The following is a 25,771-nucleotide window of genomic DNA, read 5'->3' as shown; positions in this document are numbered from 1 at the left end:
CCCAGCCCCCGCCCGGTGCCGCCGGCGCCATCAGCTTGAGCTCGAGCTGCTGGGCAAAAGCCGGATTGGCTGCCGCGAGGGTCAGCGCGACGGCTGCGCCGACAAGGCGCGCGGGAAAGTGAAACATGGGGGCATCTCCAGGCTCGTGCGGACGTTTGCCGCATTGTGTCGTTTGGTCGCATATCAGCCAAAACGGCCGATGCTGTCCAGTGACATCCCCCGGTGGTCCCGTTAGCGGGGCGTCGGGACCACCCCGCCGAGCGCAGTCGTCAGTTCGGCGGCGACATCCCGCACGATTTGCCCGATTTCCGGCAACCTCTGGTCGGTCAGCCGACTGGTCATGCCGGAGACCGAAATCGCTGCGAGCGGCTCGGCGCAGTCATTGTAGACGACTGCGGCAACACAGCGCAGGCCCATGCAGGCCTCTTCATCGTCGAGCGCGTAGCCCTGCTTGCGGATCTTTTCGAGCTCTCTAAACAGGTCGCTCGGCCGCACGATCGACTTCTCGGTCAGGCGGGGCATGCCGTGGTGGCGGATGACGGCGCCGACGTCCTCGTCGGAATAGGTCGCAAGCACCGCCTTGCCCACGCCGGAGGTCACCATGGGGACGCGGCCGCCGACCTGGGTCAGCGAGCGCATGATCTCGCGGCTCTCCATCCGAGTGAGCACGATGATGAACTCGTCGTCGACGACGGCGAGATTGGCGGTCTCACGGGTGAGATCGCGCAGCTTGCGCAAGTAAGGAATCGCCTGCGTGGAGAAATTACGCCGCCGCGCGAAGCTCGCGCCGACCGTGAAGCTGCGCACGCCGACATGCCATTTGGATTCGGCGCGGTCGAACTGCACGAAGCGGCGACTTTCCAGCGTCGCCAGCAGGCGGTGCACGGTCGAGGCCGACAGACCGGTACGGATCGCGAGATCGCTGAGGCGATAGCCTTCGTCGTCCTCGGCCAGCGTTTCGAGGATCGACAGCGCGCGGTCAACGGACTGCACGCCACCGTCGCGGTCGGCCTCCGATGCCGATCGTGTTTCGAGCGATTTGCGCCGGATCACGTTCTTGCTCATCGCGACCTGCCTCCGCCCGCGATCTCCGTTCACCTCTCCCCATCGGGGAGAGGTCGATTCGCGCAGCAAATCGGGTGAGGGTCTCAGGTCCACCGATGGCGCGGAACCCCTCACCCGGCGCTTCGCGCCGACCTCTCCCTATGGGAGAGGTTCGGCACCTCCGACGCGGCGACCAGTCAAGCTCGCCTCACTCAGCAGGAGGAGAACGCCACCCCGGAGATTCCGGAGTGGCATCTATTGTTAGTCCTCTCAGAGCAGCCCTGCCCCGCGCGCCCACTTGTACTTGGCACCCAACACCTCGACCGGCAGCTCGGTCGAATAGGCATAGGCCGGAATGCCGTGCTGGTAGAGATATTCGGCGGCTTCCTCGACCTCGACGTCGCCGGCGAGAGAGGCGACCATGGGCTTCACAAAACCCTTGGCTTCCATCTCCTTCTTCACCTCGACCATGTTGCGGGCGAACACCATCGGCGGGGTGACGATGGTGTGCCAATAGCCAAGGATCAGCGCGTGGATGCGTTCATCCGACAGGCCGAGCTTGACCGTGTTGACATAGGTGATCGGCGGCTCGCCGCCGGTGATATCCACAGGATTTCCGGCCGCGCCGAACGGCGGGATGAACTTGCGGAACGCCGCATCGAGGTCCGGCGGCATCGACATCAGCGACAGGCCGTTGTCGACGCAGGAGTCCGACAGCAGCACGCCCGAGCCGCCCGCGCCGGTGATGATGAGCACGTTCTCGCCCTTCGGCGTCGGCAGCACCGGCACGCCACGGGCGAATTCGAGCAACTGGCGCAAGCTGCGCGCGCGGATCACGCCGGACTGCTTGAACACGTCCTCGTAGATCCGGTCGTTGCCGGCGAGCGCGCCGGTGTGCGAGGACGCCGCCTTCGCGCCGGCCGAGGTGCGGCCGGCCTTGAGCACGACGACCGGCTTCTTCTTGGAGACGCGTTTTGCGGCTTCCGCGAAGGCGCGGCCGTCCTTGAGGTCCTCGCAGTGCTGCGCGATCAAATTGGTGTTCGGGTCCTGCTCGAAGAAGGCGAGCAGATCGTCTTCGTCGATATCGGACTTGTTGCCGAGGCCGACGATCGCCGAGACACCCATCTTGGCCGAGCGCGAGAAGCCGATGATGGCCATGCCGATGCCGCCCGACTGCGACGACAGCGCCGCGTGGCCCTTGACGTCATAGGCGGTGCAGAAGGTCGCGCAGAGATTGGCCGGCGTGTAATAGAAGCCGTAGATGTTCGGCCCCATCAGGCGGATGTCGTACTTCTTGCCGACCTCGACGATCTCGGCCTGGAGCTCGGGCGCGCCGGCTTCCGCAAAGCCCGACGGGATCAGCACCGCGCCGGGGATTTTCTTCTCGCCGCATTCGGTCAGCGCTGCGGCGACGAATTTCGCGGGGATCGCGAACACCGCGACGTCGATCACGCCCGGCACGTCCTTGACGCTCTTGTAGGCCTTGTAGCCAAGTATCTCGGCGGCCTTGGGATGGATCGGAATGATCTCGCCCTTGTAGCCGCCATTGATGAGGTTCTTCATCACGGAGTTGCCGATCTTGCCGTCCTCGGCGGAGGCGCCGATCACGGCGACGGCCTTCGGCTGCATGATGCGGTTCATCGCCGCGACGATCTCTTCGGTCGGGCGCGGCTTCGGCTTGGGAACGTAGGCGAAGTCGACGACGATGCGGACGTCGGCGGCGGTTGCGCCCTTCGGGGTCGCGAAAACAGGGTTGAGGTCGAGCTCGACGATTTCAGGGAAATCGGTGACGAGCTGCGAGACCTTGACGATGACGTCGGCGAGCGCCGTGCGGTTCACCGGCTCGCTGCCGCGGACACCCTTCAGGATCTCATGCGCCTGGATGCCGTCGAGCATCGACAGCGCGTCTTCCTTGGTCGCGGGCGCAAGGCGGAAGGTGATGTCCTTCAAGACTTCGACCAGCACGCCGCCGAGGCCGAAGGCGACCAGCTTGCCGAACGAGCCGTCGGTGATCGAGCCGACGATGACTTCGGTCCCGCCGGCCAGCATCTGCTGCACCTGGACGCCCTCGATCTTGGCATCGGACTTGTATTTCTTGGCGTTGCCGAGAATGGACTCGTAGGCCTTTTCGGCCTCCTCAACCGTCTTGAGGCCGACGATGACGCCGCCGGCTTCGGTCTTGTGGAGAATGTCAGGCGAGACGATCTTCATCACCACCGGGAAGCCCATCGCGGAGGCCATCTTGCCGGCCTCGCCCGCCGACTTGGCCACGCCCTCCTTCGGCACCGGAATGCCGTAGGCGTCGCAGACCAGCTTGCCTTCCGGCGCCGTCAGGCTGGTGCGGTTGTCCGCCTTGACCTGGTCAAGCACCTTGCGGACAGCATCTTTGGAATTGGACATTTGGCTTCTCCCTTGACCTCAGTTCGTTCTTTGCAAAGCGCGCGTGGTTAGCGGCTGCCCGTGATGCCTGCCATTCACCGCGCTCTGTTCCATGCGGCGGAACGGAGTGGCATAAGCCCTGAGACTACTCCGCCGGCTTGGATCAAAAATGGCTGGCGATGGCATTTGGTATGCCAGAAGCCAACTTGTCAAGCCAGTGCACAGCTTAGAACGCCGCAAAAAATAGCCAGCTTGACATTCTGGCATGTGGTATGCCAAAAACTTTCCCGTAAATATTCCTGTAAAAGACGACTCCCACTGGAGGAGATTCGTCGTGTCACAACGGAAACCAACCAAGGCGTTGCCGAACATGGCCGAGGCAGACATCGCAATCGTTCGTATTGCCCCGGAGAGCAGCTTCAAGAACAAGGCGTATGACGCCTTGAAGGAAGCCATCCTCAAGATGGACATCTACTCGACGCCCGAGCCGGTGATGCTCGACGAGCGCGCGCTGTCCGAACGGCTGGGCGTCAGCCGCACCCCGATCCGCGAAGCGATCGCGATGCTCGAGCAGGACGGATTCGTGAAGACGGTGCCGCGCCGCGGCATCATGGTGGTGCGCAGGACCAAGAGCGAGATCGTCGACATGATCCGCGCCTGGGCGGCGCTGGAGAGCATGGCCGCTCGCCTCATCACCACCACCGCACGCAAGAAAGACATCACGGCGCTGCGCGACTTCTTCAAGGACTTCGGCAAGGATCGCCTGCCCGAGGATCACGTCGAGGAATATTCGCGCGCCAACATCGCCTTCCATCAGGCGCTGATCTCGTTGTCGGAATCCCCGGTGCTGGTCGATCTCACCAACGACCTGTTGCTGCACGTGCGCGGCTACCGCCAGCTGACCATCGGCCGCAAGGATCGCACCGCGACCTCCCTGCCCGAGCATCTCGGCATCATCGAGGCGCTGGAAGCACGCGACACCGAGCTCGCCGAGAAGCGCGCCCGCGACCACACCCTTGGCCTTGCCGCTTATGTCGAAGCGCATGGCCAGGAACTATTCACTTAGCAACCTTCACCAGAAGGGCGAACAACTCGCCCCACTACTTGAGACCAGGGAGACAAGGCCCATGCTGAATACCGCGACCAAGTCCGAAGCACCGGGCACCGAGCAGGAACTGACGGATGGCTTCCATCTCGTCATCGACGCACTCAAGCTGAACGGCATCAACACCATCTATAATGTGCCGGGCATCCCGATCACGGATTTGGGCCGCATGGCGCAGGCCGCCGGTATTCGCGTGATCTCCTTCCGCCACGAGCAGAACGCCGGTTACGCCGCAGGCATCGCCGGCTACCTCACCAAGAAGCCCGGCGTGTGCCTCACGGTCTCCGCCCCGGGTTTCCTCAACGGTCTTACCGCGCTCGCGCATGCCACCACCAACTGCTACCCGATGATCCTGATCTCGGGGTCGTCCGAGCGCGAGATCGTCGACCTCCAGCAGGGCGACTACGAGGAAATGGACCAGCTCGCAATCGCAAAGCCGCTGTGCAAGGCGGCCTATCGCGTGCTGCACGCCCAGGACATCGGCATCGGTTTCGCCCGCGCCATCCGCGCTGCGGTCTCGGGCCGTCCGGGCGGCGTCTATCTCGACCTGCCGGCAAAACTGTTCGGCCAGGTGATGAACGCCGATGCCGGCCAGAAGTCGCTGGTCAAGGTGATCGACGCTGCGCCCGCGCAGATCCCCTCGCCCGCTTCGGTGAAGCGCGCGCTCGACGTGCTGAAGAGCGCCAAGCGTCCGCTCATCATCCTCGGCAAGGGCGCGGCCTACGCGCAGGCCGATGAAGAGATCAAGAGCTTCGTCGAGAAGAGCGGCGTGCCGTTCCTGCCCATGAGCATGGCCAAGGGCCTGCTTCCCGACACGCATCCGCAATGCGCCGGCGCGCCCGTTCGACGGTGCTGAAGGAGTCCGACGTCGTCATGCTGATCGGCGCGCGGCTGAACTGGCTGCTCTCGCACGGCAAGGGCAAGAGCTGGGGCGAAGCGCCGAAGAAGTTCATCCAGGTCGACATCGAGCCGAAGGAAATGGACTCCAACGTCGAGATCGTCGCGCCCGTCGTCGGCGACATCGGCTCGGTCGTCTCCGCCTTCAACCAGGCGATGGGCGCGGGCTGGACCGCCCCGCCCGCCGAATGGACCAAGGCGATCTCGTCCAAACGCGAAGAGAACGTCGCCAAGATGGCGCCGAAGCTCATGAACAACAAGTCGCCGATGGATTATCACGGCGCGCTCGGCGTGCTGAAGAATGTCATCAAGGATCATCCCGAGGCGATCCTCGTCAACGAGGGCGCCAACACGCTCGACCTCGCCCGCGGCGTCATCGACATGTACCGCCCGCGCAAGCGTCTCGACGTCGGCACCTGGGGCGTGATGGGCATCGGCATGGGCCAGGCGATCGCGGCCGCACTCGAGACTGGTCATCCCGTGCTCGCAGTGGAAGGCGACAGCGCGTTCGGCTTCTCCGGCATGGAGGTCGAGACCATCTGCCGCTACAACCTGCCGATCTGCGTCGTCATCTTCAACAATGACGGCATCTATCGCGGCACCGACGTCAACGGCGCCAACTCGGATCCGGCCACGACGGTGTTCGTCAAGGGCGCGCGCTACGACAAGATGATGGAAGCCTTCGGCGGCGTCGGCGTGAACGCGACCTCGCCGGATGAACTCAAGAGCGCGGTCAACGAGGCGATGACCTCCGGCAAGCCGACGCTCATCAACGCAGTGATCGATCCGGCCGCAGGCTCGGAGAGCGGCCGCATCGGCAACCTCAATCCGCAGAGCGTTCTGCAGAAGAAGAAGTAACTCCGGGTCATTCCCCGCCCAGGCGGGGAATGCAGTATTCGCCGGACCATCCATTGTGGCGAGCACTGAGCCCAACCGAAACGACAGCGAATACTGGATGCCCGCCTTCGCGGGCATGACGGAAACAGAGTGGTAACAGGAGCAATACGATGACTAAAGCGCTCAAGGGCGTTCGCATTCTCGACTTCACCCACGTCCAGTCCGGGCCGACCTGCACGCAGTTGCTGGCCTGGTTCGGCGCCGACGTGATCAAGGTGGAACGTCCGGGCGTGGGTGACATCACCCGCGGTCAGCTGCAGGACATCCCGAACGTGGACAGCCTGTATTTCACCATGCTCAACCACAACAAGCGCTCGATCACGCTCGACACCAAGAACCCCAAGGGCAAGGAAGTCCTCACCGAGCTGATCAAGAAGTGCGACGTGCTGGTGGAAAACTTCGGCCCCGGCGTGCTCGACCGCATGGGCTTCCCCTGGGAGAAGATCCAGGCGATCAACCCGAAGATGATCGTCGCCTCGATCAAGGGCTTCGGCCCCGGCCCCTACGAAGACTGCAAGGTCTATGAGAACGTCGCGCAGTGCACCGGCGGCGCCGCCTCCACCACCGGCTTCCGCGACGGTCTGCCGCTCGTCACCGGCGCCCAGATCGGCGATTCCGGCACCGGCCTGCATCTGGCGCTCGGCATCGTCACGGCGCTCTATCAGCGCACGCATTCGGGCAAGGGCCAGCGCGTCACTGCCGCAATGCAGGACGGCGTGCTCAATCTCGCCCGCGTCAAGCTGCGCGACCAGCAGCGCCTCGCCCACGGCCCGCTTAGGGAATACAGCCAGTTCGGCGAAGGCATTCCGTTCGGTGATGCCGTGCCGCGCGCCGGCAACGATTCCGGCGGTGGCCAGCCCGGCCGCATCCTGAAGTGCAAGGGCTGGGAGACCGATCCCAACGCCTACATCTACTTCATCACCCAGGCCCCGGTCTGGGAGAAGATCTGCGACGTGATCGGCGAACCCACCTGGAAGACCGATCCGAACTACGCCAAGCCGGCGGCCCGCCTGCCGCGCCTCAACGAGATTTTCGCGCGCATCGAACAGTGGACGATGACCAAGACCAAGTTCGAGGCGATGGAGATCCTGAACAAGGACGACATCCCCTGCGGCCCGATCCTGTCGATGAAGGAGATCGCCGAGGACCAGTCGCTGCGCGCGACTGGCACCGTGGTCGAGGTCGACCACCCGACCCGCGGCAAGTACATCTCGGTCGGCAACCCGATCAAGCTGTCGGATAGCCCGAGCGACGTGCAGCGCTCCCCGCTGCTCGGCGAGCACACCGACGAGATCCTTCGCTCGGTGCTCGGCTTCAGCGATCACCAGGTCGCCGATATCCACAAGTCCGGCGCCCTCGATCCGCCGCAGAAGCAGGCCGCTGAATAAGTGGAAGCGCTCTGACGCGAGACAAAAGGGCCGCCTGTCGAGGCGGCCCTTTTTGCATGAGAACACCTGCCATCACCGGCCCCCAACTAAAAAGTCGAAAAACAACCCCATGCACAGTAGCTAACTCCTTGAGCTAAAAGGGATTGCTGATTTTGCGAAATTCCCTTTGACGCGTCGGGCAAAACAGGGGTATTGTGCCATCGTCCAAAGATACGGATATCAGGGTCGGCAAAGCGCTTGCGCCCTTCACCCGCCGTTTGCCATCGTCTGAAACGACACTGCGAATGTCCAGAACGCTTCGCCGAGCAGCTGCACCGTCTGGCGTTGAACCCCGGAGAATGTTCGACCAGCCGACGTTGAATTAAGGTTGGCCTGGAGGAACCGATACGATGACCCACGGTTATTCTCCTGACCGGTGCGCTCTCGGAAGTGCGGGCGCGCCTCCTTCCAGCGAGTGACTGCGCGCCTCGCATGAGATCTGTCCAACGCTGAAGACTTGGCCGCCGTCTCGCCCGCAGGGTGTCTATCCCCGTCAGCGTAGGCGCCGGAGACGTGGCATTCAGCTGCCGTCCGGACCACGCTTGTTGATCAAATCGAGGTCAAAATGTTGAGAGATCAATCCTCTGATCGCGCAAAGCGCGAAGCCAACAAGGCGTTCAAGCCTATCAAAACCCAAAAACCGATGACTGACTATGCGAAGGACCAGCAATCCTTCCACGAGAATCGCGAACGACTGAAAGCGGAGCGATTGGCCCGCGAGGCCAAGCGCAAGAGCCACTCCGAATAGCAGCGTTGTGGACCAGCTCTCCACTGGACGAGCTGCATCGGAACGGACGCCTGACGCTGGAGCATGATCCGGACCCGAAGGGCCGCGTTAGTGCAAAGCGTGAAGCGGTTCTCCAAAGAGATCATGCTTGAACAATAACCTAAAGCGCGACGACGATTCCCATCTCATCACGCTTTAGAGCATCGAGAGCACGACGACCCCGTCTTCGAGCTCTCCCGAAGCGAGCCGCGTCCGCGCGATGCGCTCGAACTCCGTCCGATATTTCTGAAGATAGCTGAAGGCCTGCTTCTGCGTCTGAAACGTGGTGGCCAGTCGGCACATCTGCCGGCCCGCGCCAAGCGCGAGAAAGAAAGTGATGGTGCCACCGCTGTCCGATTTAACTCGAGGCATGACCCGCATCCTTTGCATGTGACCGGTCCTCTCCAGATGTCGTCGGCACTATGGAGTCGACTATCGCGGCAGCTTCTTGTTGCGCTTGGCCTTTGCAGGCGCCGGCAACGATGCTTGAAGGACCGCCTCGGCCGCCTCCTTGGCTTCGCGCAGCTCTCGAAGCCGCGCCATGTTCTTGCGAACGTCGACGGCCTGCTTTTCGGCATCCGCCATGGCTCGCGCGCCTTCTTCAGCGGCCAAACGTTGACGATTGGACCGCGCAATAGCTTCGGGCGACGGTTCAGCCGATCTCTTGGCCCTCATTATTCACCTACTCGACAACGGACAAAACCCGCTCAATCCGGGGATCGAGCGGGTAGCGTGGCCGTTTCAGTACATCCGTGAAACGGCGCCAGGGCCTTTAGGCCAGCGAGAGATTCTCTGCGCTGACCTTGCCCCGCATCTTGTCGGTCTTGAGCTCGAAGTTGACCTTTTGGCCCTCGGCGAGACCCGCAAGACCAGCCCGCTCGACCGCGCTGACGTGAACGAATACATCATTGCCGCCGTCGTCGGGTTGAATGAATCCGAAGCCCTTTTGGCCGTTGAACCACTTCACAGTACCTGTCGTCATGTTCTTCTCCAAAACGCATACGCGCACGTTCCGCGTGATCGTCACGCAGAAAAAATTCATTTCGTCGATGTCTCTGGAAAAGGAGCCCGCGGGCGCATTCAACAAGGCACAGCGGCTGAACGAACAGACACAACGTATACCCCGTCATGGTCACTTACAAGGCTCTGGCCGGATATAATTGCACGCTCCGACTCTGGCGAAAGTTTCACGCGTTCGAGGACTCGCGCTGGCGCAGCACCAATAGGGAACCGCGGGTACAAGCTTTCGGCCGCCGCACCGTGAGCGCGCAACGACCAAGAGCCAAAAGCGTGTTGCGCAACGGAAGCCGCAATCCAGCCCCTGAATGATCGGAGAACGACAGCAATTGTCGCTGCAATGATCAGGATTTCTCACTCAAGTCGTTCTTGCCGGACGGCATTGTTCTTGAAACACTATCTCCGCGGCCGTCCAGGCTTGCCGCCCGCCAGCCAAAAAGAACGCTATCCACCTGGGAAAATTGTCTAACGGTTCCAGCGTCGAATACGACGAGCGCTCGATCGACTGCTTTCGAGGCATGGAGTCTTCAAGCAATTTCATGATGAGCGGCCCGATGGGCTTGTTAGGCGTTACTGCCCTGACGATGCCCATCGTCCCGATCATAACGCTCAACGCTCTCCAAACTGCTTGCGAAAGAACTTCACTAAGGTCGCGTTGAACTCGCGATGAAATGTTGCGCGGTCAAATCCCGCGGGCACGTCGGCGCAGATGCGTGGGACTGCCGCTGCAAGCTCTGCCGAGCAAGGCGCGAGAAATGCAAAGTGCCCGGCCGGCACGACGTGAACGTCAGGCTTGCCAGGCAGCCCCTCCGCGACGCGCGCCGTGCCCGAACCGTCGCCGACGCCGGGACCGCCGAACTGCGATCGCCAGAACTGGAAAGGCATCTTGACCAGGGCGAGATTCTCCCTCGTGAAAACAGCCGGCGCGGGATCAACGATGACGGCAGCGCGGATACGCGCATCCTGTGTCGGGTCGGGCGGCGTCTCACCACTGTGAAGCTGTGCGCAAGCGCCGGTCGTTTCCTTGCAGAGGCTGGCGACCCTCGCGAAATCCGGCTTGGTCCCCATCAACACGAGGCCGGTAGAGCCGCCGAGCGAAAAGCCGAAGAAGCCGACCTTGGCGGGATCGATTACCGCCCTGTCCTTCCAGTCGCGCAGCAGAAAATCGAGCAGGCGCACCATGTCAGCCGGGCGCGATCCCCAGACGGACAAGGTGTCCCGCCGCGAAGAGTCATTGGCGGAGTCACCGGGATGGTTGATGGCTGCGACGACGAAACCGGCATCGGCCAGCGCCTCCGCGGTGTCGTGATGCTGACCGAAAAATCCGCCACGACCGTGCGAGAAGATGATGAGCGGGAGCTTCGTACCTGTGACGGGACAATCCTTGACACCCTTCAGGTCGAAATCAGCGCCGACTGAAAGCCTGCCAAGCGCCACATGGGTCGGCTCCGCCGCGCACGGATACCAGATCGCGCCCGACAGCGCCGGATCGGACTCGAGCAGCTGAATGCCTGCGGCCTGTGCGGGCGAGCCAAGACAACAGAGCGTGACGACGAAAGCCCAAAGCGTGTTGCGCAACGGAAGCCCCCTGATTTCGCGCAGGAGTTGAACGAGGAACGATAGCGGAATTGTGGCTTCAGCTCGTTAAGCGCCGCACCTTGCCGCCAGCATTGACGTTGAGGCAAAGTGCCTGAAAGGAGTTAGGGCAATCGCATATGGCATTTTGAGCGGCCCGAGCGCGCGCCTCGTCCTTCGAGACGACCGCGGAGCCTGTCATCGGGCCGCGCTTTGCGCGGACCCGGTGGCGGCCTCCTCAGGATGAGGCTAAGCGGCATCGTTGCCGTCCCCATCCTGAGGGCCGCCGTAGGCGGGCGTCTCGAAGGATGGGCTACGGGCAGGCTGTCCGCCGCGCCTCTTCATATGTGATAGTCCTGCGAAGGAACGGAGGACAGCATGTCACTGCTCGGCAAGGCCGCCGTCGCGATGTGGTGGAGCGTCCGCCCGGAGCAGCGCGCCGAGTTCGGCGACTGGCATTCGCACGAACATTTTCCGGAGCGTATGAGCATTCCCGGCTTCCGGCGCGGTTCGCGATGGACCAGCGCCGAGGACGGCGAAGGCTTCTTCGTGCTGTACGAGCTGGAGCAATATGAGGTGCTCACCTCCAGCGGGTATCTCGACCGCCTCAATGCGCCGACGCCATGGTCGACGAAAATGATGCCGCATCATCTCGGCATGGTGCGCAGCCAGTGCCGCGTTGTGGCGAGCTTTGGCGGCGGCGTTGCGAACTCGCTCGCCACCATCAGGCTGTCGCCGGCGACGGGACGGGAAGCGGGGTTGCAGACCGGCCTCTCGCAGATGCTCCGCACACTGGCACAGCAGCCGGGCCTGACCGGCGCACATCTCCTCGTGACCGATACGCCGCGGACGAGCTCGCCCACCACCGAGCAACAGATCCGCGGCAAGGACGGTGCTGCCGACTGGATCGTGCTGGTGTCCGGCTACGATCCCGATGTGGTCCAGCGCGCCGTGATCGCGCAGTTCGCGACCTCGGTGCTTCATGCGGCAGGCGCACAGGCCAACCCGACTATCGGCCACTACAGATTGGCGTTCACGATGACGCCACAGGACGTGGTGGCGACCTGATCGATCGCCGCTGCGCCGGCCTCAGGTCGTCGCACGAACGAAACGCTCGAGCCTGAGGATGTCCGCCTTTCCCAACGGTCAGCCTTTGCGCGGGATGTCCTTCCGGTGCTGGCATCGAAGACCAAGGCGGACAAGACACGCCAGGCCTGATTGGCCGGGCCGGCGCGCGGGCCATCGCAGCCACCGGCGCTCCCAACAAAAAATCTGCAAGGCCGTGTCGGATCGGCAGCTTCCCCGTCGTCCTCGTGACATGAATGGGCCATAGACGCCGAACTCGGGCCCATCAATCACTGAGGATAACAATCATGCCCAGCACGATCCGCCTGCACCGCGTCCTGGCCACCAGCCCGGAGAAAGTCTATCGCGCCTTCCTGGAGGCCGATGCGATGGCGAAATGGCTTCCGCCCAACGGCTTCACCTGCACCGTGCATCATTTCGAGCCCAAGGTCGGGGGCACGTTCAAGATGTCGTTCCGGAATTTCACCACCGGCAACGGCCATTCGTTCGGCGGTGAATATGTCGAGCTCGTGCCCGGCGAACGCATCCGCTACACCGACAAGTTCGACGATCCCAATTTGCCGGGCCTGATCGAGGTGACCGTGATCTTGAAGAAGGTCTCGGTCGGCACCGAGCTCGACATCACGCAGGCCGGCATCCCCGACGTCATTCCGCCGGAGGCCTGTTATCTCGGCTGGCAGGAATCGCTGCGCAACCTGGCACGGCTCGTCGAGCCCGAGATCAATCAATAGCGGCCCAAGCGGAGCGCGCGCCTCGTCCTTCGAGACGACCGCTCCGCGGTCTCCTCAGGATGAGGCTAAGCGGCATCGGTGCCCGTTGAAACTGCGGCCACACGCTTCGTCCTCATCCTGAGGGCCCGCCAAAGGCGGGCGTCTCGAAGGATGGGCAGCAGAAACGGTCGTCAAATGTTAGCCCTGTTCGCAAACGGGGCGCGCAATCAACCCGGTCTCATCGGGCTTTCGCGCCCGCCGTCGGCGCAAGTCCACCATCGGCCGTCCAGCGGTGTGGGTCAGGACTATGTCCGATCAGCGCCAGCCCGTACGCGATCGACTCGAACTGGTCGCCCGACATCAGCCGTTCGTTGCCGAACCGCTCGGCGAACAGCTTTCGGACGGCGGGCACGAAGGACGTGCCGCCGGTCAAGAACACCTTCTCCACCTCGCGCGCGGTGATGCGGGCCTCGCCCAGCACCTTGTCGACGGTGGCTCCCAACCGGGCGATGTCGTCGGCGATCCAGGATTCGAAATTCTTCCGTGTGATGGTCGCGCCGATGTCGACCCCGCCGCCCCTGAAGCGGAAGTCCACCTGGTCCTGCGCCGACAGCGCCACCTTGGCGTCGGATACCGCGCGGTACAGCGCAAAGCCGAGGTCGAGATCGACGATGGTGATGAAATCCTCGAGCAGTTCTGGCTTCAGCGCGGTGCGCGCAAGCTCGCGAAGCTCGCGCAAATCGCCGTTGCTCTTCATCATCGCGAGTTGATGCCAGCGCGCGAGGTTGGTGTAGTGGCCGCTCGGGACCGGCAGAACCTTGTCGAACGAGCGGAAGCTGGAGCCCTTGCCGAGGCGCGGCGAGACGACATGGTCGACGATGCGGTAATCGAACGTGTCGCCGGCGATGCCGATGCCGGCGTGTCCCAGCGGCTCGGCGCGAAGGCTGCCGCCCGCACGCAAAAAACGCATCACGGAGAAATCGCTGGTGCCGCCGCCGAAATCCGCGACCAGCACAGTGGCATCGCGCTCCAGCCGGCGGGCGAAGGAGAACGCCGCGCCCACGGGCTCGTAGACGTAGCGGGCGTGGCCGGCGCCGAGGCGGTCGAACGCGGCCTGGTAGCGCTGCATCGCCAGCGCCTCGTCGGGATTGCCGCCGGCAAAGCGGACGGGGCGGCCGACCGTGATGTTTGCGGCCTCGAAGCCAAACCGGTCCCCGCCGTGGCGCGCCAGCGTCCGCAGGAACGCCGCCAGAATATCCTCGAACTTGTAGCGCTGCCGGAACACCTGGGTGGTGTTGAAGCTGCTGCTCGCCGCAAACGTCTTGAACGACTGGAGGAAGCGGTAGACGTGGCGTCCTTCGAGAAACTGCTCGATCGCCCACGGCCCGCCCTCGGCCTGGGCGCCGGCTCCCGGCCGGTCCTCCCAGAAGCATAGCGCGGACACGTAGACACTGTGGCGCTGTCCGCCATGGTCGAAGCGGATGGCCTCGACCCGGCGATCATCCGCCGCGAGCGCGACGACCGTATTGCTGGTCCCAAAATCGATGCCGATCGAGACGGCGGGCGAGGCGCTCGACATGAACACTCTGACAGTTGATTGGATAAGGGGGCGGACCACTAGCCGCTTTGCATGGCCGTGCCAAGGGCTTGCCCGCTGCAGTGCGGCCGGAGGCCGGCGTCGATTGTTTGCGAGATTTCCGCTTCCAGCCGGACGTTTCAGCCCGCTTTTCCCGTCTTTCGGGGATGAATAGACCCGCCATCCATGTGCACGAGCAACTTTATGTCCGGAAACGACCCGTTAACCCGGCATCATGCTGCAATGCGAGAGATCGCGTGCTGCTATGCAAACAAGAGCATGGACACTGGCATCTGGTATACATAGATTGCCTTTCGAAATGAGGCAGCAAGACTGACTGTTCTCAAGAAAGGGATTTCCGATGTCCAAGACCGCTTCCGTTGCTCTCGCCCCCTCCTCCTCGCTGTTCGCCCGCCTGATGGCCGCGATCGACAGCCTCCTGATGGCGAGCGCCGAGATCTCGAATCACAACGGCGACCTGCCGCGTTTCGGCCTGTAAAGAAGGCCTTGCCCGCCTGCCGAACGGCGGGCTGGCAAACCCCGCAGACGCTGCGTTTGATCAAATGGCCCCGCATGTCGGGGCCATTTTCTTTTTGCGTCCTCGCCCCGCTCGCGACCGCATCTGCGACGATTGGTCCACCGACGTAACCCGCCGATCCAATTGTTCGTCCGCTGGCATCTCGCATACCATTCGGGAACCAGGAACGATTGCACAATCAAAGGTGTAATCGTGAAAACATAACGCGGGACGGGAACGGCCGGGGAAGACGCGTGCCGCGAACCCTGGCGGAGCCTTAGCCGAAAGGAGCGGATGCGGCGCTTTGTCCCTGCTCATAGAGTTTCTATCGGGACTGCCATGGGAGATCGACCGCAAAGGTGACCCCAGGCATGTGACCGAGATGGGCTGACGCAAACCGACAAAGAGCGGCTGCGTTCGATGTTCGACAGGGAGAGAAACATGAAGCCATTCGTTCTGAATGTCGCTTTGGCGGCAGTCGCGATGTCGTGCGCCAACAGCACCGCAAGCCGTGCTGCCTGGGAGCCGGTCCGTCCGGTCGAGTTCATCGTGCCCGCGGGCACCGGCGGCGGCGCCGATCAGATGGCACGCACCATCCAGGGCATCGTCACCAAGCACAATCTGATGAAGCAGCCGCTGGTCGTCATCAACAAGGCCGGCGGCGCAGGCGGCGAAGGCTTCCTGGATGTGAAGACGTCGTCGGGCAATCCTCACAAGATCATCATCACGCTGTCGAACCTGTTCACGACACCGCTGGCAACGGGGATTCCATTCAACTGGAAGGATTTGAGCCCGGTGGCGATGCTGGCGCTCGATGAATTCGTGCTCTGGGTGAATGCCGAAAAGCCGTACAACACCGTCAAGGACTACGTCGACGCCGTGAAGAAGGCGCCGCCCGGCTCATTCAAGATGGGCGGCACCGGCTCCAAGCAGGAAGACCAGATCATCACGGTCGGCATCGAAAAGGCGATCGACTCGAAGTTCACCTACATCCCCTACAAGGGCGGCGGCGAAGTCGCCGTTCAGCTCGTCGGCAATCACGTCGATTCGACCGTCAACAATCCGATTGAGGCGGTCGCGCAATGGCGCGGCGGCAAGCTCCGTCCGCTCTGCGTTTTCGACGCTCGGCCGATGGCCTATGACGAGCCGATCGCCGACGGCAAGGCCTGGAAGGATATTCCGACCTGCAAGTCGCAGGGCCTCGCGATGGAATATCTGATGCTGCGCGGCATCTTCACGTCGCCGAAGGCCACGAAGGATCAGATCGAATACTATGTCGAGCTGTTCAAGAAGGTCCGCGCCACGCCGGAATGGCAGGATTTCATGAAGAACGGCGCCTTCAACACGACATTCCTGACCGGAGCCGAATACGCGAAGTGGGTCGAGGCCGAGGAGAAGCGCCACCAAGGCTTGATGAAGGACGCCGGCTTCCTCGCATCGGGAAACTGAGCCGCGACATCGACGGCAGCTAAGGACGCTGGTCGTCCTCCGTCTGCCGCAACCGCGAAAGACTGCGTCCGCCTGGAGGTCCCATGACTGAACAATCCGGATCCGAATCCGGCCCCGCACACAAGACGCTGGAAATCGGTATGGCGCTGCTGATCGGCATCTTTGGCCTGGTCGTGATCTTCGGCAGCCTGAAGGCCGGCATCAACTGGGGCGCGGAGGGCCCGCGTGCCGGCTTCTTCCCCTTCTATGTCGGCACGGCCATCGTCGGCGCAAGCGCCATCAACCTCTGGAGCGCTCGACGCGACGGCGACGGCCGGCTGTTCGCAACATGGGGACAGCTTCGCCAGGTCACGAGCGTCGTCGTGCCCACCGCGATCTATGTCGGCTCGATGCCGTTCATCGGCCTCTACGTCGCCTCGATGGTCTTCATCGCCTGGTTCATGCGCTGGCTCGGCGGCTATCGCTGGCTGACGACCATCGCAGTGGCCATCGGCATGCCGGTTCTGACCTATCTTGTTTTCGAGCGCTGGTTCCTGGTCCCGCTGCCTAAGGGTCCGTTCGAGGAATGGCTCGGTCTGTAAGAGCCGCGCCGCCATCCGTTATTGCTGCAGGACATATCGATATGGAAGAGTTGGCCAATTTGTTCCACGGCTTCGCGGTCGCCCTGCAGCCTTACAACATCATGCTGATGATCATCGGCATCACGCTCGGTGTCATCATCGGCGTGCTTCCGGGACTCGGCGGCGCCAACGGCGTGGCGATCCTCCTTCCCCTGACCTTCAGCATGCCGCCGACATCGGCGATCATCATGCTGTCCTGCATCTATTGGGGCGCATTGTTCGGCGGCGCCATCACCTCGATCCTGTTCAACATACCCGGCGAGCCCTGGTCCGTGGCGACTACCTTCGACGGCTATCCGATGGCGCAACAGGGCAAACCCGGCGAAGCCCTGACCGCCGCCTTCACCTCCTCCTTCGTGGGCGCATTGTTTGCCGTCATCATGATCACGCTGGTTGCGCCGCTCGTCGCTGGCTTTGCGCTGCGATTTGGTCCGGCGGAGAAGTTCGCGGTGTACTTCCTCGCCTTCTGCAGCTTCGTCGGCCTCAGCAAGGAGCCGCCGTTCAAGACCATCGCGGCGATGATGATGGGCTTTGCGCTCGCGGCGGTCGGCCTCGACTCGATCACGGGACAGTTGCGGCTGACCTTCGGCGTCACCGAACTGCTCAACGGATTCGACTTCCTGATCGCCGTGATCGGCCTGTTCGGTATTGGCGAGATCCTGCTGACCATGGAGGAAGGGCTGGCTTTCCGCGGCGGCAATGCGACCATCAACCTTCGGGTCGTGCTTCAGACCTGGCGGGAATTACCCTCCTACTGGATGACCTCGCTGCGCTCCTGCCTGATCGGGTGCTGGATGGGCATCACGCCCGCCGGCGCAACGCCGGCATCCTTCATGAGCTATGGCATCGCCAAGCGCCTGGCGCGGCGCGGCAACAATTTCGGCAAGGGCGAGATCGAGGGCGTGATCGCGCCGGAGACGGCCGCACATGCCGCGGGCACCTCGGCGCTGCTGCCGATGCTGTCGCTCGGGGTGCCGGGCTCCCCGACTGCCGCCGTCCTGCTTGGCGGATTGTTGATCTGGGGCTTGCAGCCGGGCCCCATGCTGTTCGTTGAGCAGAAGGAATTCGTCTGGGGCCTGATCGCGTCGATGTATCTCGGCAATCTCGCCGGCCTCATCGTCGTGCTCACCTGCGTGCCGATCTTCGCCGCGATCCTCCGCGTGCCCTTCGGCATCATCGCGCCGCTCATCCTGGTGCTCTGTGCGATCGGCGCTTATTCCGTGCACAACAGCACCTTCGACGTGATGCTGATGGTGGTGTTCGGCGTGCTCGGCTATCTCCTGAAGAAGTGCAACTACCCGCTCGCGCCGCTGGTGCTCGCCATCGTGCTCGGCGACAAGGCGGAGGAAGCCTTCCGCCAATCGCTGCTGGGATCGCAGGGCTCGCTCGGCGTGTTCTTCTCCAACGGCCTCGTCAGCACGATCATGGCGCTCGGTCTGGTCGCCCTGTTCTGGTCCGCGATCCAGGAAGGCTACAGCCGCCTGCGCACGTCGGTGGCGCGAGGCGCGCCGCCGGCGCAATCCGCGCCGACGAAAAGCGAAGGCCGAATCTCTCCGCACTAGGCTTCTGGAATAAGGAATTCCAGGAAATAGGCGGTCACCGAACGCCCGCGCCTCGGGCCGCGCGGGCGGCGCACGCCCCCCTCCGGCAGCCTAAAAGTCCGAGCGGAGCGGGTTTGCGGGCAGTTCTTTGCGGCTTTGCGCAAATACGAAAATCTCTCACGGAATCAATCTGTTGAATTGACCCGGTCGCCGCCGTCGCGGTTACGCCGCAGCGGTTTGGGCTTTACAATTCCTCCGCCATCGCGCATGTGAACGACTCCCGCGATATTTCGCCGCACCCTCAGTCCCTCGCTTGAATCTTGGCATAATGAATACCAGGATGCGGGCAGCGCATGCATAAAAATGATCGGCGCGTTCGGGAGGGTTTTAATGACGGACATGGTGCAGTCAACAGCGGCTCCAAGTGCCGCGCGCGTCAGCGATGCTTATCGCTGGGCGCAATTGGCCATCGGCGTAGGCGCGATGGTGATGATCGCCAACTATCAATACGGCTGGACGTTCTTCGTCCCCGACATCCAGAAGAAGTTCGGCTGGGATCGCGCCTCGATCCAATGGGCCTTCACCCTGTTCGTTTTGTTCGAGACCTGGCTCGTGCCGGTCGAAGGATGGTTCGTCGATAAATACGGCCCGCGTATCGTGGTGCTGGTCGGCGGCGTGCTCTGTGCCATCGGCTGGGCGATCAACGCGCAGGCGACAACGCTCAACGGCTACTATCTCGGCATGATCATCGCGGGCATCGGCGCCGGCGGCGTCTACGGCACCTGCGTCGGCAACGCGCTGAAGTGGTTTCCGGACAAGCGCGGTCTTGCCGCGGGCATCACGGCCGCAGGCTTCGGTGCAGGCTCTGCGCTGACCGTCGCGCCGATCCAGGCCATGATCAAGGACAGCGGCTTCCAGACCACCTTCCTCTATTTCGGCCTGGGGCAAGGCATCATCATCTGCATCCTCGCCTTCTTCCTGCTGGCGCCGAAATCGGGCCAGGTGCCGAACGTCGTGGCCAATGCGGCGCTGCTCCAGTCCCGGCGCAACTACCAGCCGACCGAGGTGCTGCGTCAGCCGATCTTCTGGCTGATGTACTTCATGTTCGTGATCGTCGGCGCCGGCGGCCTCATGGTGACCGCGAACCTGAAGCCGATCGCGGCCGACTGGAAGGTCGACAACGTGCCGGTCACGCTGATGGCGGTGACGATGACGGCGGTGACCTTCGCGGCGACGATCGACCGCGTGCTCAACGGCCTGACGCGTCCGTTCTTCGGCTGGATCTCCGACATGATCGGCCGCGAGAACACGATGTTCATCGCCTTCGGCATGGAAGGGATCGGCATCTGGATGCTCTACCTCTGGGGCCACGATCCGATCTGGTTCGTGCTGCTCTCGGGCTTCGTGTTCTTCGCCTGGGGTGAGATCTACTCGCTGTTCCCCTCGACCTGCACCGACACGTTCGGCGCCAAGTTCGCGACCACCAATGCCGGCCTGCTCTACACCGCGAAGGGCACCGCCGCGCTGCTGGTGCCGATCGCCAACTACATGCAGCAATCGTCGGGCACCTGGGACAGCGTGTTCATCATCGCGGCAGGCGCCAACGTCCTGGCTTCGCTGCTGGCGATCGCGCTGCTCAAGCCCTGGCGCAAGGTCGTGGTCGCGAAATCGACCGTCTGACCCGCTCCACCACAGTGCACTGAGCATGACGCCCGGCCTCACGGCCGGGCGTTTTCGTTTGGCGTGAAGACCCTGCGATTCCTGGAGAACGGCTGGAGCCCGCGCATTTTGTTGAACGGGGAGCCAAGATAAGGCTTGCAATCTGGAATATGGTATACCAAGCTCCGCGCCGCGCTTGCGACGATAAGCCACAACATTTGCGACATCAGGTCATCTTGCAATCCTGTGCCGCAGCCAATCAGGCGCGTTGGGAGGTTCTTGATGATTTCCAGCTCGGACGGCGCCGTCACGGCCGCGCCTCTTCGCACCGGCTTCCGTTGGCTCCAGCTCGTCATGGGCATCGTCTGCATGGCGATGATCGCCAATCTGCAATACGGCTGGACGCTATTCGTCGATCCGATCGATGCAGCCCACCATTGGGGGCGCGCCGCGATCCAGCTCGCTTTCACCATCTTCGTGGTCACCGAGACCTGGCTGGTGCCGGTCGAAGCCTGGTTCGTCGACAAATACGGTCCGCGCATCGTGGTCATGTTCGGCGGCGCGATGATCGCGCTCTCGTGGATTCTCAACTCCTACGCCGATAGCCTCACCCTGCTCTACGCCGCCGCGATCATCGGCGGCATGGGCGCGGGCGCGGTGTACGGCACCTGCGTCGGCAACGCGCTGAAATGGTTTCCCGATCGCCGCGGTCTTGCAGCGGGTGCGACCGCCGCCGGCTTCGGCGCCGGTGCCGCGCTCACCATCGTGCCGATCGCGAGCATGATCGTATCGAGCGGTTATCAGCACGCGTTCCTCACCTTCGGCATCGGCCAGGGCCTGATCGTGTTCGTGCTCGCCTTCTTCATCCAGCCGCCGCGGATCTCGATCCCGCCGAAGAAGAAGCAGCTCAATTTGCCCCAGACCAAGATCGACTTCACCCCGCCGCAGGTGCTGCGGACCCCTATTTTCTGGGTGATGTATCTCGTCTTCGTCATGGTCGCTTCCGGTGGCCTGATGACCGCGGCGCAGATCGCGCCAATCGCGCACGACTTCAAGATCGCCGACACGCCGGTCACCCTCGCCGGCTTCCAGATGGCGGCACTGACCTTCGCGATCTCGCTCGACCGCATCTTCGACGGGTTCGGACGTCCCTTCTTCGGCTGGGTCTCCGACACCATCGGCCGCGAGCCCACCATGTTCATCGCCTTCGGCACGGCGGCGGTGATGCTGCTGGCGCTGTCGGCCTATGGCCACGTGCCCGTCGTCTTCGTGCTCGCTACCGCGATCTATTTCGGCGTGTTCGGCGAGATCTACTCGCTATTCCCCGCGACCTGCGGCGACACCTTCGGCTCGAAGTTCGCGACCACCAACAACGGCATGCTCTACACCGCCAAGGGCACGGCATCCCTGCTCGTCCCGCTCGCGAGCGTGATCTCGACTGCCTACGGCTGGAAGGCCGTATTCGTGGTGGCGGTGGCGCTGAACGCAACGGCGGCGCTGATGGCGCTGTTCGTGATCAAGCCGCTGCGCCGCTCCTTCATCCTCGGCAAGGAAGCCGAGAGCGCTGACACCGCAACCGGCAACGCCAAGACCGAGACGGCGTAAGCCACCAACACGCTTTGCAGGGCTTGAGAAGGGGCGCAGCGATGCGCCCCTTTGTTTTTGGCACGCGGCAAACGTCAGCATTGCTGCCGCAAGATTTTTCGGATCAGCCAAATCCAGCGCTTGACGATTGGCATTATGTATACCACACTTCCCCTTGTCATTCACCCAGGGAGGTTGCAATGCTGGTCGGAGACATTCTGCGCAAGAAGACGCCGCGCGTTGTCACGGTGCGAATGAACGAAACGGTGGGTATCGCCGCCAAGCTGATGCGCGCCAACAACATCAGCGCGCTGGTGGTGAAGGACGTGGTCCGCTCCGAAGGCAACACCGCGGTCGGCATGTTCACCGAGCGTGACGTGGTGCGCGCCGTCGCCGAGCACGGTGCGGCTGCCGTCAACGTCAAGGTCTCGCAGCTGGTCTCGGTACAGCAGCTCGTGTCCTGCACCTCGTCGGACACGATCGAGCATGTCCGGCACCTGATGAACCGTCATCACATCCGCCATTTGCCGGTGATCGACGATTACAGCCTCGTCTCGGTCATCAGCATGCGCGACATTGCCGCTGCCGTTGACGAGGCCACCAACTCGACGCCGCAAGCAGCCTAAAGCGGCAAGCCTTCCCCTGCGACTACCGGCCCCGGCTCGGATGCTTCCGAGCCGGACCGGATCTTTCGTCCCAAATTCCGGCTTCTGCTCCTTCGCGAGGATTTCATGAAGATCTGCATCTACGGCGCCGGCGCGATCGGCGGTTATCTCGGGGTTCAGCTCGCGCGCGCGGGCGCCGATATCAGCTTGGTCGCACGCGGCGCACACCTTGCCGCGATGCGCGAGCGCGGCCTCACGCTGCTCGCGGGCGAGGAGAAGCACACCGTGCATCCGCGCTGCACCGACGATCCCGCCGAGCTCGGCGTGCAGGATTACATCATCATCACGCTGAAGGCGCATTCGATCACCGGCGTGATCGAGAAGATACAGCCGCTGCTCGGGCCTCACACCCGCATCGTCACCGCCGTCAACGGCATCCCCTATTGGTACTTCTACAAGCACGGCAGCCAATACGAGAACTCGACGCTGGAGAGCATCGATCCCGGCGGCCGGCAATGGCGCGAAATCGGCGCCGAGCGCGCCATCGGCTGCATCGTCTATCCCGCCACCGAGATCGAGGCGCCCGGCGTGATCCGCCACGTCTACGGCAACAATTTCCCGCTCGGCGAGCCCTCGGGCGAGATCACGCCGGACGTGCAGCGCCTCGCCGATCTCTTCGTCGCGGCCGGCCTCAAAGCTCCGGTGCTCGACCGCATCCGCGACGAGATTTGGCTCAAGCTCTGGGGCAATGTCTGCTTCAATCCGATCAGCGCCCTGACCCATGCAACGCTCGACGTGATCTGCACCGATCCGGCGACGCGCGCGCTGTCGCGCGCGATCATGGTCGAGACGCAGGCCATCGCCGAGACCTTCGGGGTCAAATTCCGCGTCGATGTCGAGCGCCGCATCGAGGGCGCCCGCAAGGTCGGCGCGCACAAGACCTCGATGCTGCAGGATCTCGAGCGCGGCCGCCCGATGGAGATCGACCCGCTCGTCACCGTGGTGCAGGAGATGGGCCGCCTCACCGGCATCGCCACGCCTGCGCTCGACTCGGTGCTGGCGATGGTGACCCAGCGCGCCCGCATCGCCGGCCTCTATGACGGCGTCTCGACACCATCAGATCCTCGCGCACTGGCGGTGGCGTGATGGCGGGCGAGATGAAACAGTGGCTCCGCTTCCGCCACGCTGGTGCGACCGGTTTCGGCACCCTGACGCCATCGGGCATCAGGGTGCATGAGGGCGAGATGTTCGGCCGCCATGCGGCCACCGGCAAAGTTCTGGCGCTGTCGGAAGTCGAGCTGCTCGCACCCTGCGTGCCCAGCAAGATCGTCGCGCTTTGGAATAATTTCCACGCGCTCGCGGCCAAGCTGAACCAGCCCGAACCGCCGGAGCCGCTGTATCTGCTGAAAGCCACCACCAGCATCACGACGCCTGGCGCCGTGATCCGCCGCCCCTCTTATTACGACGGCAAGACCACCTATGAGGGCGAGCTCGGCATCGTCATCGGCAGGACCTGCGCCCGCGTCTCCCCTGGCGAAGCGGACAGCTTCATCTTCGGCTACACCTGCGTCAATGACATCACCGCCAACGACATCCTGACCAGCGACCCCACCTTCCCGCAATGGGCCCGCGCCAAGGGCATCGACGATTACGGCCCGTTCGGCCCCGTTATCGCCACCGGCCTTGATCCGGCCAAGGTCGTGGTCCGCACCATCCTCAATGGCGCGGAGCGGCAGAACTATCCGATCTCGGACATGATCTTCAGCGCGCAGGAGCTGGTCAGCAGAATCTCCCACGACATGACCCTGCTCCCCGGCGACCTCATCGCCGTCGGCACCTCGGTCGGCGTCGGCGTGATGAAAGAGTCGGTGAACATCGTGACCGTCGTGATCGACGGCATCGGCGAACTGACCAACGAGTTTCGGCTGTAGCGGCAGGCACCGTCCCGTAGCGTAGCCGGATGAGTGAAGCGACATCCGGGATCACGCTCTCCGCGAACGTTTCCGCGTATCGCTTCGCTCATGCTGGCTACAAATACAGGGGCAGGCGTAAGATGGGTAGAGCATAGCGAAACCCATCATCTCTTCTCAGCGAAGCGGCTGATGGGTTTTCCTACGGGCTACGGACTGCCATCACGCAGCTCCGAAACATCCGTACACATCACATCTCCGCGCGCCTGACATATGCCGCCAACATGTCCCGCGCTCGCCGCAACTTGGACGCATTCGGCCGCCCTTCTGTGAGGCGTGTCTGGGGGCACGGCATCGCCGTGTTTGGACCAAACCTGCTAGGGGTATGACTGTGAAGAAGATTGTAATTGCTCTGGGTGCCACGCTTGCTCTGGTGACGGCTGCGAACGCTGCGGATCTGCCGCGCCGCCAGCCTGTGCCGGTCTATCCGGCTGAGCAGGCTCCGATCGGCAAGATGCCGATTGGCAAGAGCCCGGTTGGAAAGGCCCCGATCGGCAAGGCGCCCGGCCCGGTCGCAGCGCGTTACTGACGCGCAATACGATACGCATCTCGCGTAAAGCGGCTGAGAGTCGAGGGGCAACAGCGTGACGTACAAACCTGATCGATCCGGATCCTGCATCCTCGCGGGCTTCGCGCTCGCGGCCATGATCGCATGCACGATGCCCTCGGCCTCGGCCCATGAAGCGAACAAGCGCGTTGCCGATGCGAACGCGCTTGCTACGACCGACACCGCATCACGACCCGCGCCGCAAGCGACGCGGCGTCCCGTCGCGCGTGCGGAGAAAGGTCCGTACTACGTCGACTTCCGTGCCCGCACGGCCGCGAGCTGGGGCCACGCCTTCGTCTGGTACGGCAAGACCAGCGAGCGTGCCGTCGAGGTGGCGGGCCTCACGCCCGCCGGCGACACGCTTGCTTACGTGCTAGGCCACATCACCTTTGTGCCCTCCGAGACCGGTGCGAGCTACGGCGATCTCGATCCGGAATATCTGACCGCGAGCTATCGCGTGTACCTGAACGAGGCGGACGCCAAGCGCGTATTCGCCTACATCAAGAAATTGCAGGCGAACTCGCCGGTGTGGAACGCCGAGACCGCCAACTGCACCGGCTTCATCGGCGACATCGCCGAATTCATGGGACTGCAGGTCCCCAACCGCTGGCAGCGCCCGGAAAACTTCGTCAACCGCCTCAAGGAAATGAACGGCGGCCGCCAGATGGTGCGGCTGTCAGCGGAGTAGCGCCGTTGTAGCCCGGATGGAGCGCAGCGAAATCCGGGACCGGCGTCGCGTCGTGACACGACCTACCCGGATTGCGCTTCGCTCCATCCGGGCTTGTATGGGGCGTTGGTTG

24 protein-coding genes and 2 pseudogenes are annotated in these 25,771 nt (G+C 63.2%); 17 read left to right on the top strand and 9 right to left on the bottom strand.

Annotation, left to right across the window (positions count from 1 at the left end; all coding sequences use genetic code 11):
• The 3 genes and pseudogenes from CWO91_RS44690 to CWO91_RS32175 all read right to left on the bottom strand — a co-directional run.
• Positions 1-127 (bottom strand): annotated as a pseudogene (locus CWO91_RS44690) (tripartite tricarboxylate transporter substrate binding protein); the annotation flags it as partial.
• 104 nt (positions 128-231) lie between these two features.
• Positions 232-1,065 carry an IclR family transcriptional regulator gene (locus CWO91_RS32180; RefSeq protein WP_130219482.1) on the bottom strand — a complete coding sequence of 278 codons (834 nt, stop codon included), beginning with the start codon at positions 1,063-1,065 and terminating at the stop codon, positions 232-234.
• 249 nt (positions 1,066-1,314) lie between these two features.
• Positions 1,315-3,444, bottom strand: a complete 2,130-nt coding sequence (locus tag CWO91_RS32175) for an acetate--CoA ligase family protein (protein WP_130219481.1) — start codon at positions 3,442-3,444, stop codon at positions 1,315-1,317.
• A 349-nt stretch (positions 3,445-3,793) separates the two neighbouring features.
• On the opposite strand from CWO91_RS32175, the gene CWO91_RS32170 reads away from it, so the two are divergent.
• From CWO91_RS32170 to CWO91_RS32155, 4 genes and pseudogenes are all read left to right on the top strand, one after another.
• Positions 3,794-4,489 carry a GntR family transcriptional regulator gene (locus CWO91_RS32170; protein WP_162250091.1) on the top strand — a complete coding sequence of 232 codons (696 nt, stop codon included), beginning with the start codon at positions 3,794-3,796 and terminating at the stop codon, positions 4,487-4,489.
• A gap of 61 nt (positions 4,490-4,550) precedes the next feature.
• Positions 4,551-6,283: pseudogene (gene oxc / locus CWO91_RS45605) on the top strand (oxalyl-CoA decarboxylase).
• 149 nt (positions 6,284-6,432) lie between these two features.
• Positions 6,433-7,710 carry a formyl-CoA transferase gene (gene frc / locus CWO91_RS32160; protein ID WP_130219479.1) on the top strand — a complete coding sequence of 426 codons (1,278 nt, stop codon included), beginning with the start codon at positions 6,433-6,435 and terminating at the stop codon, positions 7,708-7,710.
• Positions 7,711-8,314: 604 nt separating this feature from the next.
• Entirely contained in the window at positions 8,315-8,497 is a 183-nt protein-coding gene (locus CWO91_RS32155; RefSeq protein WP_130219477.1) for a hypothetical protein, read from the top strand.
• Positions 8,498-8,671: 174 nt separating this feature from the next.
• On the opposite strand, the gene CWO91_RS32150 is transcribed toward CWO91_RS32155, so the two are convergent.
• The 4 genes from CWO91_RS32150 to CWO91_RS32135 form a co-directional block, all read right to left on the bottom strand.
• Positions 8,672-8,896: a hypothetical protein gene (locus tag CWO91_RS32150; protein WP_091892419.1), complete on the bottom strand. Its 225-nt coding sequence runs from the start codon at positions 8,894-8,896 to the stop codon at positions 8,672-8,674.
• Positions 8,897-8,947: 51 nt separating this feature from the next.
• Positions 8,948-9,190, bottom strand: coding sequence for a transcriptional regulator (locus tag CWO91_RS32145; RefSeq protein WP_130219476.1), 243 nt, complete (start codon positions 9,188-9,190; stop codon positions 8,948-8,950).
• A 97-nt stretch (positions 9,191-9,287) separates the two neighbouring features.
• A complete protein-coding gene (locus tag CWO91_RS32140) occupies positions 9,288-9,497 on the bottom strand; it encodes a cold-shock protein (RefSeq protein ID WP_091892417.1) in 210 nt (69 codons plus the stop codon).
• A 644-nt stretch (positions 9,498-10,141) separates the two neighbouring features.
• Positions 10,142-11,110: an alpha/beta hydrolase family protein gene (locus CWO91_RS32135; protein WP_130219474.1), complete on the bottom strand. Its 969-nt coding sequence runs from the start codon at positions 11,108-11,110 to the stop codon at positions 10,142-10,144.
• A gap of 375 nt (positions 11,111-11,485) precedes the next feature.
• Between CWO91_RS32135 and CWO91_RS32130 the strand changes: the two genes are divergently transcribed.
• Together CWO91_RS32130 and CWO91_RS32125 are read left to right on the top strand one after the other, a co-directional pair.
• Complete coding sequence (locus tag CWO91_RS32130; RefSeq protein ID WP_130219473.1) at positions 11,486-12,175, top strand: hypothetical protein; 690 nt, start codon at positions 11,486-11,488, stop codon at positions 12,173-12,175.
• 305 nt (positions 12,176-12,480) lie between these two features.
• Positions 12,481-12,924, top strand: a complete 444-nt coding sequence (locus CWO91_RS32125) for an SRPBCC family protein (protein ID WP_128939098.1) — start codon at positions 12,481-12,483, stop codon at positions 12,922-12,924.
• Between the two features lie 217 nt (positions 12,925-13,141).
• Here the strand turns inward: CWO91_RS32125 and CWO91_RS32120 are convergent, their stop codons facing one another.
• The gene (locus CWO91_RS32120) at positions 13,142-14,482 is read right to left on the bottom strand and encodes an Hsp70 family protein (RefSeq protein WP_130219471.1); all 1,341 of its coding nucleotides are present in this window, start codon (positions 14,480-14,482) and stop codon (positions 13,142-13,144) included.
• 358 nt (positions 14,483-14,840) lie between these two features.
• Between CWO91_RS32120 and CWO91_RS43380 the strand changes: the two genes are divergently transcribed.
• The 4 genes from CWO91_RS43380 to CWO91_RS32100 all read left to right on the top strand — a co-directional run bounded on the left by CWO91_RS43380 (position 14,841) and on the right by CWO91_RS32100 (position 18,627).
• Complete coding sequence (locus CWO91_RS43380) at positions 14,841-14,978, top strand: hypothetical protein (RefSeq protein WP_164934547.1); 138 nt, start codon at positions 14,841-14,843, stop codon at positions 14,976-14,978.
• Between the two features lie 459 nt (positions 14,979-15,437).
• Entirely contained in the window at positions 15,438-16,445 is a 1,008-nt protein-coding gene (locus CWO91_RS32110; protein ID WP_130219469.1) for a Bug family tripartite tricarboxylate transporter substrate binding protein, read from the top strand.
• A gap of 83 nt (positions 16,446-16,528) precedes the next feature.
• Positions 16,529-17,026, top strand: a complete 498-nt coding sequence (locus CWO91_RS32105) for a tripartite tricarboxylate transporter TctB family protein (RefSeq protein WP_130219467.1) — start codon at positions 16,529-16,531, stop codon at positions 17,024-17,026.
• A gap of 41 nt (positions 17,027-17,067) precedes the next feature.
• A complete protein-coding gene (locus CWO91_RS32100; RefSeq protein WP_130219466.1) occupies positions 17,068-18,627 on the top strand; it encodes a tripartite tricarboxylate transporter permease in 1,560 nt (519 codons plus the stop codon).
• A 164-nt stretch (positions 18,628-18,791) separates the two neighbouring features.
• Here the strand turns inward: CWO91_RS32100 and CWO91_RS32095 are convergent, their stop codons facing one another.
• Positions 18,792-19,007, bottom strand: a complete 216-nt coding sequence (locus CWO91_RS32095) for a hypothetical protein (RefSeq protein WP_130219464.1) — start codon at positions 19,005-19,007, stop codon at positions 18,792-18,794.
• Here CWO91_RS32095 and oxlT (CWO91_RS32090) point away from each other — a divergent pair.
• The 7 genes from oxlT (CWO91_RS32090) to CWO91_RS32060 all read left to right on the top strand — a co-directional run bounded on the left by oxlT (CWO91_RS32090) (position 18,997) and on the right by CWO91_RS32060 (position 25,659).
• Positions 18,997-20,286 carry an oxalate/formate MFS antiporter gene (oxlT, locus tag CWO91_RS32090; RefSeq protein ID WP_130219462.1) on the top strand — a complete coding sequence of 430 codons (1,290 nt, stop codon included), beginning with the start codon at positions 18,997-18,999 and terminating at the stop codon, positions 20,284-20,286. The two genes, CWO91_RS32095 and oxlT (CWO91_RS32090), sit on opposite strands and share 11 nt — an antisense overlap.
• A 261-nt stretch (positions 20,287-20,547) precedes the next feature.
• Positions 20,548-21,870: an oxalate/formate MFS antiporter gene (oxlT, locus tag CWO91_RS32085; protein WP_130219461.1), complete on the top strand. Its 1,323-nt coding sequence runs from the start codon at positions 20,548-20,550 to the stop codon at positions 21,868-21,870.
• 179 nt (positions 21,871-22,049) lie between these two features.
• Positions 22,050-22,475 carry a CBS domain-containing protein gene (locus CWO91_RS32080; protein WP_091892232.1) on the top strand — a complete coding sequence of 142 codons (426 nt, stop codon included), beginning with the start codon at positions 22,050-22,052 and terminating at the stop codon, positions 22,473-22,475.
• Between the two features lie 105 nt (positions 22,476-22,580).
• On the top strand, positions 22,581-23,600 hold the full coding sequence (locus tag CWO91_RS32075; protein WP_130219459.1) for a 2-dehydropantoate 2-reductase: 1,020 nt from the start codon (positions 22,581-22,583) through the stop codon (positions 23,598-23,600).
• Between the two features lie 11 nt (positions 23,601-23,611).
• Entirely contained in the window at positions 23,612-24,385 is a 774-nt protein-coding gene (locus CWO91_RS32070) for a fumarylacetoacetate hydrolase family protein (protein ID WP_165405866.1), read from the top strand.
• Between the two features lie 364 nt (positions 24,386-24,749).
• The gene (locus CWO91_RS32065; RefSeq protein ID WP_061020029.1) at positions 24,750-24,953 is read left to right on the top strand and encodes a hypothetical protein; all 204 of its coding nucleotides are present in this window, start codon (positions 24,750-24,752) and stop codon (positions 24,951-24,953) included.
• A gap of 55 nt (positions 24,954-25,008) precedes the next feature.
• Entirely contained in the window at positions 25,009-25,659 is a 651-nt protein-coding gene (locus tag CWO91_RS32060; protein WP_091892226.1) for a hypothetical protein, read from the top strand.
• The last annotated feature ends 112 nt before the right edge of the window (positions 25,660-25,771 follow it).

The organism is Bradyrhizobium genosp. SA-3 (assembly GCF_004212635.1).
GTDB lineage: Bacteria > Pseudomonadota > Alphaproteobacteria > Rhizobiales > Xanthobacteraceae > Bradyrhizobium.
The sequence above is the reverse complement of the archived record's forward strand: the minus strand, read 5'-3'. Positions and strand labels throughout refer to the sequence as shown.